Genomic DNA, 13,934 nt, shown 5'->3' with positions numbered 1-13,934 from the left:
ACATCTAATTGAAGTAAATACAAGTAAAAAATAGCAGGAATTTAACCAATGTTTAGGTTAAAACTGCTATTTTTATTATAATTATTTACATTTTTATATTGTCAACTGGAATAAATTACTTTAATGCAACAACAGAAGATCTGAGTCGCTTTTTTCTTAAAATCTTCACCAATATTAATTTAAAATCTCTACTTCAATAACCCTATCAAAGCATCTAACTGATTACTTATGTTTTGTAATATTGGAGTTTTTCCTGTTTGCATATCAGGAACGGCTTTTAGATCCTTTAAAAGCTCTTCATAGTTTTTAGCTTGCCTATCTTCCTTAATTTCTGTGTTTTTTGCTTTTATTCCTTCATTAATAGCTTTTAGCTTTTGCTGTTCTGCTTTTATAGCCTCCTGCTGAGCTTTTATTCCATCCTTTTTATCTTTTAAAGCTCCAGTTCCTTTCAAACCCTTTGTTAGGTTTTTGGCTTCTTGCTTCTTTTGCTTTATAGCATCCCTTAAAGCTTTATTCGCATCTTTATTACTCTTTATAGTCTGAGTAATAGTCTTAATTTCTTGACCATAAGGATTCTTAGCCTTTTGTGTACCTTCTGCACGCACTATAGTAGCTGGAACTATTAATGCCGCTGCTAAAGCTAATGGTGCTAATCTTAACATAGTCTTTTTTGCCATAATTCTTACCTCCTGTAAGATTTATTTTTACAATTATATTTTATCCTACAATAATTAAAAAGTAATATTATAAAAATTAAACTTTATTAAAAATAATAAAGTCGCGGCTCATAAGGAATTTAAATTTACCTCTTTAATTTTCTAATTTTTATTTCCGCCCCAATAAATACAATAAAAAAAAGTACAACTTGAAAAGATATCCCTAAATAAGTAAACAATTGTGCGGCTTCTGCTAATTCCTTAGTATTCTCATAAAGAAGATAAGCTATGCTAACTACAAAAAAACCTACAGGTGTAGAAATAAAGGTATAATCTTTCATATTAAAAAGACACGCAATCCCCTTGCATGAAGCTATTAAATAGCATGAAGACTTAACAAAAACTCCAAATATAAAACTTAAAATTATAATTAGCTCTATTCTTTCAAAAAAGTTTCCTATACTAATCCTTCTTAAAGATGTATATGAAGGAAAGTAGGAAGATGCAAAAGTACTGTATCCCAAAATCATAATATCAAATATTGTCATGGAAAGAAGCATTAACCCTGAAAACAACACACCTTTAGTAAAAATTTTTGAAGTCAAAGCTTTATTTTTTGGTGAGTTATATATCATTAGAAGAACAAGACCCTCTGTAAAAGGAAAACTAATTGCAGATAATGCTCCATTAATTACGGGTTTTACGCCATCATACATAATAGGTAATATATTTCTAGGTGACATATTATTTATCGATAATATATATCCCATAGTCAACATAAAGACTATTATAGGAACGAAAAAAACACAGAATCTTCCTAATGTACTTAGACCTTTCTTTAACATATATATACATAATAGTATTACTATGGTCATTATAAAAACTTGAGATATCTCTCTAATAGATACTACTCCGGTTATATATAAAAATTCGCCAAAATCTCTTATTATAAGCGCGTTAATTAATATAGCATATAGCATAAATAATGAAATAAATATTTTACCAAATATCTTGCCAAATACTATTTCACATATTTCAAATAAGTTTTTACCATGAAACTTCTTTGATAGTCTTGCATGGCATAAGCCAATAATTAAAGATATTATTATAGCAAGAATAATAGAAATCCATGCATCTACTTTAGCAGGTCTTGCTACTCCTAAAATAATTGATGATCCAAGTATACATAAAAAAATAATGCTTACTGCCTGTTTATCAGTTATTGTTTCCTTCATATGTTTTCACCTTACTAATAGAAAGTTATTTATTTCCTATAAAAAAACCTGACATAGCCTTTAAAATACTTCTTGGAAGTATTTGAAAATATGAAAGTGAAGAAATAATTATTAAAATTGTAGTTATTACACTATATATTATTAGCTCTTGCTTTTTCTTATGTTTATATAAAGTTACTATTTCAATAATCACAAAGAATAAACATATCACAATCAGTAAAAACAACATATCTCTACTCCTTAATATCAAGTTGTTCAGATATTGAAGCAGTACCTTTAAGTTTAACATCTACGCTTACATTAAACCTCATAGCTTCAAATACATTTGGCCAATCTTCTTCATATTCCTTCCATGCTTTAGAATATTTTTCTTTAAACTTTTTTCCAATACCAATAGAATCACTTTTTAAAGAATGCTGAAGTTTAAACATTAGCTTTTCAATATCTGTTATAATTTTCTTTTCTGTTTCCTTTTTAAGCTTCTCTCTTCCATTACTACTTAGAACATCTACTTTATAATTCATTATTTCTGCAATTTCAGCTTTGGTAGTTATTTTAATATTAACATTGAGTTCTTTGTTATTATGAGATGGTTCCAGTTTCACTTTACTTCTAAAAACTTCAATAGTTACCTTTTGTAATTCATTATCTTCAACCCATTGTACAACAAGTAATCCACCTTTCTCTTTATTTCTTAGAAGCCTTAAGGTTTTACTTTCATTCTCATTTAATACTCCCACCATTTTATCTTTTTTAAACACTGCAACACCATAAATTGGTTGTTTTTTTTCAGTTATCATAGAATTCATACTAAAAAGAGGTAATACAGCGCTTTTTCCTTCATAGCTCATGTCTTCCATGAGTTCATAAAATTTAACATAATCATATTTTGAGACTTTATCAACATTTTTCATAGTATTATTAATAAAGCTTGATACTGGTTCATTAATCTTTTTCTTTCCCACATAAAATATATTATATGCAGTTTCATCATCTGAGATAATTACTGGAAATTCCTTTCTTATATGAGCACTTCTATTGAAATGGTCAAGTATAGGAGCTATACCTTCCTTGGCAATGTCCTTACTAATAATAAAAACTTTTAGATGAGTCCAGTAGCCTCTCTTACCTAGTTTAGTACCTAAATCTCTAATTCCATCGAATACAGTTAATCCTTCTACTTGCAGTATTTCAGTCCTAACTTGATTTTCCTTTTCTTTTGAAGTTTGTTGAGGTTTGAAAACTTCAACTGTTAAAAGATATTTACCATTATCCGATTTATCAACGGCAACTCCAAGAACTAATGGTAGATCATTTATTTCAATATAGGCAGTACAACCAGTAATATTTAAAAGAAGTGTCACCAAGACAAAAGCACAAATTAGCTTTTTATATTTTTTCAATGTAACCCCTTCCTTCTCTTACCCATTCGAACTCTGTTTTTTACAATATATTTTGGTCTATACTTCATAAGCCAGTGTGGTGCTCTAAATGCTGTATCCTGTAGATTCTCTTTGCTTATCATATCAACATATTCCATGTAGTTTATCCCAAAGGATTTTATTGACATTAAGTAAGTAAAAAGTCCAATTACCACAAATATATATCCATATAAGCCCAGCATGAATGAAGCAACTAAAAAAGTGAACCTCAAAACTCTTACAGCTTCCAAGGCTTGAGGAATAGCAAAACCAGATATTCCGGTTAATGCAACAATAATCACTATGGGCGCACTGATGAACTTGGCTGAAACAGCAGCTTCACCGAGTACAAGAGCACCAACTATGCTTATGGCCTGACCTATTTGTTTTGGAAGTCTAGTTCCTGCTTCTCTTAATATTTCAAATATCATAAGCATGACAATAGCTTCAAGTATTGTTGGAAAGGGAACTCCTTCTCTTGAGGAAGCAATACTCATAAAAAGACTTGTAGGTATCATTTCTTGATGGTACGAAACAAGAGAAACATAAACTGCTGGTGTACTGGTGGCTAAGATAAAACAAAAGAGCCTCAAAATTCTATTTAACGAAGAAAATACGTAATTATTATAATAGTCTTCACTTGCCTGAAATAACTCAATGAATAAGTAAGGAAGAGACAAAACAAAGGGAGTTCCGTCACAAATAATTACAACTCGACCTTCTAATAACTTTCCTGCAGCCACATCTGGTCTCTCAGTAGAGCCCACTGTTTTAAATATAGATAAAGGTTCATCTCTAATAAATTCCTCAATGTACCCTGATTCCAAGACTCCATCTATATCAATATCCTCTAATCTTTTTTTCACCTCATTAACAATCTCATCAGGTGCAATATCTTGAATATAAGTAATACAAACTTTAGTTTTTGTTCTTCTTCCTATTTCTTTAAATTCAACCTTTAAATTAGAGTCTTGAATTCTTTTTTTTATAAGGCCTATATTTACTATAATATTTTCTGTGAAGCCTTCACGGGGGCCTCTTACTACATTTTCAGAGAGTGGAATGCTTACAGATCTTTCTGAGCCTCCTTTAGTGTTTAAAATAATGGCTCCAAAAACACCATCTATAAAAAGGGCCGTTTTACCATACATGATGGATTTTGTTATTATATCTACATCCGTAGTCTCTTCAATTTGGTCACATAAGATAATATTATTCTTAATGTAACTGCATAGTTCATCTCCTTGTAAAGAATTATCATTTATGAAATTTACAATAGGCTTAATTATATTTTCATTTATAATCCTTCTATCGCTTAATCCATCTGTGAATACAATAGCGCATCTTAATTTAGAATCCTTACTATTAAAAGCTCTAAATTTAATAACATCATCTTTTAAGAAAAGCTCTTTTAATTGGCTTAAATTTTCTTTCAGCTGTGAACTTAAATTGAACATAATATTTTCATCCTTAGTATTATTTATAGTTTTCCTTAGTTTTTCACAAGTTATCTTTGAATATTCATTTTACTCATATAATGGTGATTGAGTAATGGCAGCATAGGAAGAAAATGCAAAAAGCAGCTTACGCCGCTTTTTTAAGGTTTTTATTAATATTAATTATATTATACTCATTATATCTAAATTATTCTATTAAATTTATCTTTCAAAGCAACTTATGCATATTTAAACTTCTATATTTACTTACAGTCCTAAGCAGCTCCTCCATATTGATTTCATCATTATAGTTCCCATTTCTCACAGCAGTACCTACATGAAAATTAGTATTTTTTAATTGTCTGAATAAGGATTCTAAATTGCTATTGCTTACTCCGCTTCCTACTAGTATATTAATATGCTCTCTATTTTCTATAACAGCCTTTAACACCTCTACATTATCTTGAGCTTTCCCTGGTCCTCCAGAGGTTAGGATAGTATCCACTCTATCATAGCTCTTTAATATTTCTAATGCCTTTAAAAGGTCAGAGCATTCATCAAAAGCTCTATGAAAGGTTATTTTTGCATCTGTAGAGGAAAGTACATATTCCATAGCCTTTATATCTGGCAATCCGTCCTGGTCTAAAATACCCATCACTAGGTTATTTGCTCCTAATTCCTTTATGATTTTTGCATCCTCTCTCATTACCTCCAAATCATACTTAGAGTAATTAAAGCTTCTAGAATGAGGTCTCACCATGACGTTTACAGGAATTTTTACTTTTTGTGCCACTTCCTTTACGGTTCCATAGCTAGGGGTTAGCCCTCCCTCCGAAAAGGCTTGAATGAGCTCTATCCTTTCTCCTCCTAAGCTTTCGATGGTAATAGCATCCTCTACACTTAATCCGATTATCTCTAACATATTTCTTATCCCTCCTAATTAACATATACACTAAAAATAGCTATAGTTATTTATTTGCTTAATTCTACTAAAGCCCTAGCATATATTCTCAAGGCTTTCTCTAATGAAGCAATCTCAATAAACTCATCCTTCTCATGAGCTGTATTAATATCATCTTTAAATAGTGGTCCAAAGGCTACGGTATTAGGCATCAGCTTTGCGTAAGTGCCTCCTGAAACGGCTAAAAGTTCAGCCTTTTCCTTTACTTCAGACTCATAGGCTCTTTTTAAACCTTCTATCAAAGGACTTTGTTCTTCAAAGAATAGAGGCTTTAAATGATTTTGTTTTACTAGCTTAAATCCTGTACTCCTAATCCTATCCTCCAATCTCTCATATATTTGCTCATAGGTTATGGAGTTAGGATATCTTATATTAAGCCTTAAGCTTATTTTACCATGATTAAAGCTTACTATTCCAAGGTTTACTGTTAGATTTCCCAAAATATTGTCCTTATGCAAGATCCCTAGTCTTTCTCCAGTAAAATCACCATTAAATATAAAACTAAAGTCTTCTAAAAAATCTCCAAACGAATCTCTAAAGCAGAGATTATTATTTAGAAACATAAAAAGATTAGATATAGCATTTACACCTTCATAGGGAGTACTGCCATGAGCAGCTTTTCCTAAGGATTCTATGTTTAGTCTTTTCACATCGTCAATTTTTCTATTTTCTATTACTTTAATATTTTTATTGTCTCTACTATAGCTTTGCAAATCATGTAATTCTGAAGACACCCTACTGCTTAAAGCGCCTAGTTCAACTATTGCTTTATCAGGAACTATGTTAGACCTTGTCCCTCCTCTAATGTCCACAATACTATATCCCTTCGTTTCTTTTATGTCATATTCTAATAAGAAGGTTAATATACCTTTTTCGCTGAACACTATAGGAAAATAAGCATCTGGCGTAAAGCACATAATTGGCGGTTTTTCCGCTTTTAAATAATATAAAATATCACTATCCCCAGATTCTTCGTTGCATCCAAAAATAATCCTAACTTTTTTATTTAGTTTTATGTTATTATCCTTTAACAGCTTTAAAGCATACAGAGCTGTAAGAATTGGCCCTTTATCATCTAATGCCCCTCTTGCATAAAGCTTTCCATCTTCTATTTTAGGATTAAAAGCTTCTTTATAATCATTAGCAGGTACCACATCTATATGACCTAATACCCCTATATAATCCTCTCCTTCTCCGTATTCAGCATAACCTATGTGATTATCTAAATTTTTCACTGTAAAACCATAGCTTTCAGCTATTTCTAAAACTTCCTTAAGTGCTAGGGCTATCCCCTCCCCATAAGGAGCATAAGCTTTTTCTTCACTTTTAACGGAATCTATTTTTAATATTTTAAATAAATCCTCTAAAAATCTTTCATCCAATTTAAAAGCTTTTATTTTATCATCATCCATTTATTCTCCTCTTAACCTTATATATATTCCTATTTACCTAAGTTATATACAGCATTAGCATAAATCTTAGCATTTAGCACAATATCTTCTATGTCCATGTACTCATCTATATTGTGAGCAATACCCTTTTGTCCTGGAAAGGATGGTCCGAAGGGCACAATATTGGGTATAATCTTAGCATAGGTTCCCCCTGTAGTGGTTACAGGAGTTCCATCTAAGTTAGTTACTTCCTCATAGGCCTTCTGCAGACTTTTCACTAAGAAGGACTCCTTGTCAAATACAACCGGATTGTAATTTTTTATAATCTCCATCTTTATTTCTTTATAAAGTTTTTCTCTTATGTTTTCTAATATTTTTTCTATAGTTATACCCCTGGGGTAGCTTATGTCAAATTTAAATACTAATTCATCCTCTTCTATATTAAAGCTGAAATTTCTCATTTCTAAGATTCCAAATTCACTGTCCTTATAATCTATTCCTAATCTCTCTCCATTAGGATTTCCCTGCAGGAAAAAGTAATTAACCTTTTCAAATAACTTATTAGCTAATTCCTTCTCGTTTTTTACTTTTAAGGCTATCTTTGTTCTGCCTCTTTCCCCATATACTACTGGATATTTACAATCTGGCGTAAAGCCATATATAGGGGGTTTTTCTTTGCTTAAATAATACATGGCATCCTTAAAGCCACTTTCCTCATTGGTACCAAAGATTATCCTTACTGGATATCTTAAATTAATATTCAATTTTTTTATGGCATAGAGCCCATAGAGCGCAGCAAAAATAGGGCCTTTATTATCTAGCACTCCTCTGCCGTATATCCTGTCATCCTTTACTATTCCCTCATAGGGCCCAAAGTTCCAACCTTCCTTAGCCTCAACTACATCTAAATGCCCAAATATTCCTATGTAATCTTCTCCTTCTCCATATTGAGCATAGCCCATATAGCCATCTATATCTTTTGTGATGAATCCTAAATTACCTGCTATGTCTAAAGCCTTATGTAAAGCCTTAGATACCCCTTCACCAAAGGGTTTTCCTGGTTGAGCTTTGGCTTCCACGCTCTCAATTTTAACTAATTCTATTATGCGCTTAATTAAATTATCCTTTTCTATTTCCATTATTTCATTTAGTTTATCCTTCAAAGCCCTATACCCCCTTTAAAATTCTTTATTAAAAAGTAGCCCTGAGGCTACTTTTTAATAACATATTTCTTTAATTCTATTTTCTTTATCCATTCCAGTATAGGTTATTCTTGCAGCCTCTATTATATTTTCTAAAGCTTCTGTTAAACCTGTTCCGCCTTTTTTAGGCATCTTAACTATATGAATTTTATCCTTATAGGCATCAATTATATCCATATTTTCTTTTGACATGGCTGTTATAGCTTTAGTTTTTGTTCTTCTATTTATATTATCTGCTAATATGGCACACATTCTTGAATAGCCAGCATAATTATAAGAGGGTCCTAGAATAACTATATCTGGGTTTAGTTTATCCATGCTTTCCACTACTTTATTTATTACCTTTTCTTCGTTATCGCTAAAGAATTTATCTCCTGAGTAGAAACATGCTATGATTTTATCTTCTTTATCTAGATGAGGTTCTATCATACTGCCGGCGCCTATAACTATACTGCTTGCTCCTAGGCTTAGATCATTTCTTTCTTTTCCTCCAAGACCAGCTTGAATCTGGTCGAAAAACATTATTATTCTCATTTTATAAATCACCTAGGGATAAATCTTCTAAGTTGATGGAATCCTCTTCAGAAACTTTTTCTTGATAGTTCTTTTCATCATCTAGATATTTTTTGTCAAGAATTTTAATAAATGGATAGTATACTAAGCAGCCTAGAGCTAGTAGGATAATTTGCCATATGCTTGCCACTATACTTCCTGTAGATAGGAATCCTGAGAAGCCTATGGGTGTCGTCCAAGGAAGAGTTATTCCCGTAGTATAAGGAATAATACCTAATTGTGTAACTATAGCTGACAACACTGTATTCATCACTGGTACAGTTAAAAATGGTATTATTAATATTGGATTTAATACTATGGGAAGTCCAAATATTATAGGTTCATTTATTCCAAATATTCCCGGTACTATAGATAGTTGTCCTAATTGTTTTATTCTTTTTGATTTACACAATACTAACATCAATATAACAAGTGAAAGAGTACTTCCTCCTCCTCCAAAGTTTCCAAAGAAATCTGAAAAAGTTGAAGTATATATGTTTGGTAAAGCTGCTCCTGCCTGGAAAGCTTCTAAATTTTCTACTGTTAATATTTTAAATATAGGTGAAAATACTGTATTAGTAACTGCTGGTCCATTAATTCCAAAGAACCATAGGAAGGTACTTGCAAATTGATAAATAACTTGCGCAGCTAAGGTATTTCCTGCACCCTTTAATGGGGCTTGCAAAAGTTTATATATTAAGTTATGTGCAGTCTCAAAGGAGGTCATACCTATTAAAATTCTAACTAAGAAGAATACAAAAATAACTATGGCACTTGGTATTAAAGCTGCAAAGGAATCACACACTGCTGGTGGAACTCCTGGTGGCATTTTTATAACCCAGCCCTTCTTGTAAACCCAAGTAAATATTAGCACTGATGTTAAGGAAACCACTAAGGCTAAGAATATTCCGTTTGTTCCTATATACTCGAAGCCAAGGGCACTTATAGTTGCTGGTCCCTTTGCTCCTTCATAGGGTATTCTTGTAGGCATAAGTATTATAAAAGCTACTAATGATATGATAGCGCCTTGTATTTTTTCCCCTTTTAGCTCTCTGGCATAAGCATAGCCTGTACCTACGCAAGTTAATATTGCTATAACGCTAAAGGTAGCACGAGAAACATTTGTAAAACTATTCTCCCACCCTTTTCCAAATATATTTGAAAAGAATTCAGACCAGCCTGGTATTGGAAAGTTTGCGATTAATAAAAATATTGAACCCACTATAATTAAAGGAGTAGTAAGCAAGAATCCGTCTCTGATTGCCACTAGCACCTTATTGCTTCCTAGCTTATCTGCTATAGGCATTAAAACTTTTTCCATAGATTTAAACATTATTATTCTTCCCCCTTTTGCTTAAATTTTTTCATTAATAGAACTGCTGCTTTTAAAGCCTTTTCTCCATCCATTCTTCCATAAGTTTCTGAATCGATTACCCCAATAGGCCTATTGTATTCTTTAAACTTCTCTATAGTATCTTCTAGTAAATATTTAACCTGTGGTCCTAATAATATACAGTCTGGCGTGTCATTAGCTACTATGTCCCCAATTTTGTTATGTGGAAAAGCTTTAACCTTTATGTCTAAATTAAATTTATCCGCTACCTGCTGCATCTTTTGTGCTAGTAAGCTTGTGGACATTCCATTAGTACAGAATAAATACATCTTTTTCATGTTTTCACCCCCTTCCTATTATGCTTTTATATGAATGTTTTTATAAACATTTATAAGCTCCTCTACTACTACCATTAAAGTTTCTACCGACATTAATTGATCCTCTGAATGCATTAACAGCAAATTGATTTCAACTTTGTTTCCCTCAGCCTCTTGCTGTATAACCTCCATATGAATGTCATGAGCCTTTAATAGTTCTTCCTTTGCTTTCTTTATAAGTTCTTCTCCCGTTTCATATTCTCCTTTTCTAGCTTCCCTTAAAGCCTGCATTAAATAGGACTTTGCCTCTCCGGCTGCGCTTATTATTTTAAAACATGTTAATTCTATATTTTCCATATATGTATCCTTTCTAATCGAAGAAAAGTTCTTCTTTGATTCTTTTACTATAGGCTTCAAGCCATTCTTCTGAAGCTTCCTCATAGGTGGTTTCACCTTCATGGTTTTCACATACATACACTGTGGTTTTGTGCTTCTCCGAGCTATATACAAAAGAGAAATTTTTAATATTTGTAGCTACTCCAAACTCTCCTTGATTATTTAGTGCTACTATAGATATCTCTCCTATTTTGCTTCCCTTAGCCTTTATTCTTCTTATAAACTCATTTAGGGCCTTATCTGCCGCCTTTTGGGGACTTAATCCCTCTGCCATAAGTCTCACTATCTCATAAGATAGACAACCCTTCATTATATCCTCTCCGAGGCCTGTAGCAGTGGCTCCCCCTACCTCACTATCCACATAAAAGCCTGAACCTGATACTGGTGAATCTCCTACTCTTCCTCTCTTCTTCATAAATAATCCGCTGGTAGAGGTTCCTACGGTCATGCTTTTTAAGCTATCTAATGCTATTATTCCTACAGTATCATGTCCATCATAAGGACTTAGCCCTTTCTCTTCTATATCTCTCTTTCTTATCTTATAATGAGTTTCTGCTCTTTTGGTTAGCATTGGTCTCTGCTCAAAACCATTTTGCTTTGCATATTCTTCTGCTCCTTTTCCTACCAAGAAGCAGTTGAATCTTTCCATGGATAGTTTTCTTGCTATGCTTATAGGATTTTTAAAATCCTTTATGCCTCCTATGGCTCCAAAGCTTAGGGTGTCTCCATCCATAAAAGCTCCATCTAATTCAACCTCGCAATGTTCATTTGGAAGTCCTCCATAGCCTACGGATTTATAGAAGGGGTAATCCTCCACCATTTTTATTGATTCCTCTATAGCATCTTTACTATTTCCACCAACACTCAATATCTCTGAAGCCTTCTCAACGCCTTCAAAAGCCATCCTCCAGGTTGCTACCATTGCCCATTTCATATGTCACATTCCTCCTTTACCTTTAGACATCCCCAAAACAATAACTGATCAGTCTACTCGTCTATTTGACTAATTTTTTTACGATGCCTTATGCTTTAATATATAGCAATCACCATGCCAATACATAAAAAAGCTTAACACCGCACTGAAAACCTTTACTTTTCAATGATTTAAAATATATCTTTTTAAAAGAAGGAATTAGTGTGTAGTAAATCGAATTTAATTTTAATACTTTTATACATTAATTTCACTAGTGTATAGTATATGACATATAATTTATACACTAAATTCATATTATTTACACACACCTTAGAAAGGATTTGATGGATAAATGAAAAAAATAGATATTATTTTAGACGCGGTTAAAACCTTAGCTGCTCAAGAGGGCGTTACCACTCAAGATCTAGCTTCCTTTCTTAAGCTTGAGAGGTGTAATGTTAGTAGAGCCTTAAATGAACTAGTAAAGAAGGATATCCTTTATAAAGATAATGGCAGACCTGTTAAATATCACTTAAAGAATAATTTTAATACTTCTAATATCGAAAGCCTTGATCAGCTAGCAGAACTTTATCCCTCTTTAATTCCTTCTATAAAGCTAGCTAAAACTGCTATTTTATATCCGCCTAATGGAATGAACTGTATTATCTTAGGAGAAACTGGTGTAGGTAAGAGCCTATTTGCCAGGCTCATGCATGAATATGCAAATTCCTTAAATAGGGCTGACAAGATGCCTTTTATACATTTTAACTGCTCTGACTATGCTAATAATGTTCAGCTTCTATCTGCCCATTTATTTGGTGTTAAGAAAGGTACCTATACAGGGGCTACCGAAGATAGGATTGGTTTAATTGAACAAGCGGATGGCGGAATACTTTTTTTAGATGAGATTCATAGCTTGCCTAGCGAAGGTCAGGAAATGCTATTTATTTTTATGGATACCGGCTGCTTTAACAGATTTGGTGATTCAAAGCACACTATAAAATCTAGCGCTAGAATAATTTGTGCTACCAATAAGGATGCTAATAGCTCCTTGCTGGAAACCTTCATAAGAAGAATTCCAGTAAAAATCAATCTGCCTAGCTTAAAGGATCGTTCCATAGAGGAAAGGCTCACATTGATTGAATATATTATAAGACAAGAAAGCCTACGCTTTAATCTTCCTATTTATATATCCTATAATTCTATGCTTGCTTTTCTGTCCTATGATTGTCCTTACAATATCGGTCAGCTTCAAAACGACTTAAAGCTAGCTGCTGCAAATGCTTATGCTGATTACTCCATAAATAATAAGAAGCAAATAAAAATAAACAGTCCTGATTTAAATGAAAGATTAACTAAATATCTACACACTCCATTAGCTAAGGAAAGAGAACTCTTGAACTCACTAGATAGACTGGATGGCTATTTCAAATATGACAAAGATAATGTAATAACAAGTCATTCCTATTTGAAGAAAAGATATACCATCATAGAAAGCTACAAAAAGCTTCTAAGAGAGGTTTCCATTGAGCTTTCTTTAAACTCTCCTAGCCTAGATAAGGCTAACAACTATTTTAATGGATACCTAACCACCGTAATTGAGAATATGTCAAATTATAATCATAATTTAAACACCAGAGCCTTCGATGAACTAATTGATGCTTTTAATGAATCCTTACATGAAATAAAGGATATCCTTAGCGATGATATAATAAAAAATTTCTTTCATATACATCTTGATATGATATATGAAAGAAACTCTATAATGAACATTAATTGTACAAAGTCTTTAGCAAAACTAAAAGTCTTACACTCACAAAACCATCAATATGCCCTAGCATTAAAGTCTCTAATAGAAAAAGTCTACAATATAAACCTAATAAACTCAGAGATCCTTTTTCTAAACCTATTTATTAATTATTTAAGATGCCAGCTCTCGCTTTAACTTCAGCGAGCTGCTGGTACCTATAGGAGGATGTGAAAAACATAGGTATTCTTTTTCACGGGCCGCTCGTGGAGCTCCACGCGCGGCGTAGGGAAACCTATAGAGCACCTTTTTTCACATCCTCCTATAAGGAAACAACTTCAACTATTAATTTATACATGTACCATAATGGCTTA

General features: G+C 32.5%; 14 protein-coding genes. 1 reads left to right on the top strand and 13 read right to left on the bottom strand.

Annotated elements, in window-relative coordinates; genetic code table 11:
- Positions 1-188: 188 nt before the first annotated feature.
- The 13 genes from BN2665_RS04210 to BN2665_RS04150 all read right to left on the bottom strand — a co-directional run bounded on the left by BN2665_RS04210 (position 189) and on the right by BN2665_RS04150 (position 11,834).
- Positions 189-677, bottom strand: coding sequence for a hypothetical protein (locus BN2665_RS04210; RefSeq protein ID WP_055665872.1), 489 nt, complete (start codon positions 675-677; stop codon positions 189-191).
- A 125-nt stretch (positions 678-802) separates the two neighbouring features.
- Positions 803-1,891, bottom strand: a complete 1,089-nt coding sequence (locus BN2665_RS04205) for a GerAB/ArcD/ProY family transporter (protein WP_055665871.1) — start codon at positions 1,889-1,891, stop codon at positions 803-805.
- Between the two features lie 25 nt (positions 1,892-1,916).
- Positions 1,917-2,120 carry a hypothetical protein gene (locus tag BN2665_RS04200; protein WP_055665870.1) on the bottom strand — a complete coding sequence of 68 codons (204 nt, stop codon included), beginning with the start codon at positions 2,118-2,120 and terminating at the stop codon, positions 1,917-1,919.
- 4 nt (positions 2,121-2,124) lie between these two features.
- Positions 2,125-3,294 carry a Ger(x)C family spore germination protein gene (locus BN2665_RS04195; RefSeq protein ID WP_055665869.1) on the bottom strand — a complete coding sequence of 390 codons (1,170 nt, stop codon included), beginning with the start codon at positions 3,292-3,294 and terminating at the stop codon, positions 2,125-2,127.
- Positions 3,291-4,769: a spore germination protein gene (locus tag BN2665_RS04190; RefSeq protein WP_055665868.1), complete on the bottom strand. Its 1,479-nt coding sequence runs from the start codon at positions 4,767-4,769 to the stop codon at positions 3,291-3,293. Before BN2665_RS04190 ends, BN2665_RS04195 begins: the two co-directional genes overlap by 4 nt.
- 208 nt (positions 4,770-4,977) lie before the next feature.
- Positions 4,978-5,670 carry a copper homeostasis protein CutC gene (locus BN2665_RS04185; protein ID WP_055665867.1) on the bottom strand — a complete coding sequence of 231 codons (693 nt, stop codon included), beginning with the start codon at positions 5,668-5,670 and terminating at the stop codon, positions 4,978-4,980.
- 50 nt (positions 5,671-5,720) lie between these two features.
- A complete protein-coding gene (gene pepV, locus BN2665_RS04180) occupies positions 5,721-7,121 on the bottom strand; it encodes a dipeptidase PepV (protein ID WP_055665866.1) in 1,401 nt (466 codons plus the stop codon).
- A 29-nt stretch (positions 7,122-7,150) separates the two neighbouring features.
- The gene (locus BN2665_RS04175) at positions 7,151-8,263 is read right to left on the bottom strand and encodes a Sapep family Mn(2+)-dependent dipeptidase (RefSeq protein WP_055665865.1); all 1,113 of its coding nucleotides are present in this window, start codon (positions 8,261-8,263) and stop codon (positions 7,151-7,153) included.
- 54 nt (positions 8,264-8,317) lie between these two features.
- A complete protein-coding gene (locus tag BN2665_RS04170; protein WP_055665864.1) occupies positions 8,318-8,836 on the bottom strand; it encodes a GrdB-related putative oxidoreductase in 519 nt (172 codons plus the stop codon).
- 1 nt (position 8,837) lies between these two features.
- Positions 8,838-10,187 (bottom strand): PTS sugar transporter subunit IIC, encoded by a 1,350-nt coding sequence (locus tag BN2665_RS04165; protein WP_055665863.1) that lies wholly within the window; start codon positions 10,185-10,187, stop codon positions 8,838-8,840.
- A 2-nt stretch (positions 10,188-10,189) separates the two neighbouring features.
- A complete protein-coding gene (locus tag BN2665_RS04160; protein WP_055665862.1) occupies positions 10,190-10,525 on the bottom strand; it encodes a PTS sugar transporter subunit IIB in 336 nt (111 codons plus the stop codon).
- A gap of 18 nt (positions 10,526-10,543) precedes the next feature.
- Positions 10,544-10,861, bottom strand: coding sequence for a PTS sugar transporter subunit IIA (locus tag BN2665_RS04155; protein ID WP_055666365.1), 318 nt, complete (start codon positions 10,859-10,861; stop codon positions 10,544-10,546).
- Between the two features lie 13 nt (positions 10,862-10,874).
- Complete coding sequence (locus tag BN2665_RS04150) at positions 10,875-11,834, bottom strand: glycosylasparaginase (protein WP_055665861.1); 960 nt, start codon at positions 11,832-11,834, stop codon at positions 10,875-10,877.
- Between the two features lie 331 nt (positions 11,835-12,165).
- Between BN2665_RS04150 and BN2665_RS04145 the strand changes: the two genes are divergently transcribed.
- On the top strand, positions 12,166-13,758 hold the full coding sequence (locus BN2665_RS04145) for a sigma 54-interacting transcriptional regulator (RefSeq protein ID WP_055665860.1): 1,593 nt from the start codon (positions 12,166-12,168) through the stop codon (positions 13,756-13,758).
- Positions 13,759-13,934: the final 176 nt, after the last annotated feature.

The sequence above is a fragment of the Desnuesiella massiliensis genome (genome assembly GCF_001403615.1).
In the GTDB taxonomy this organism is placed as follows: domain Bacteria; phylum Bacillota; class Clostridia; order Clostridiales; family Clostridiaceae; genus Desnuesiella; species Desnuesiella massiliensis.
This window is presented reverse-complemented; position numbering and strand designations above follow the sequence as displayed.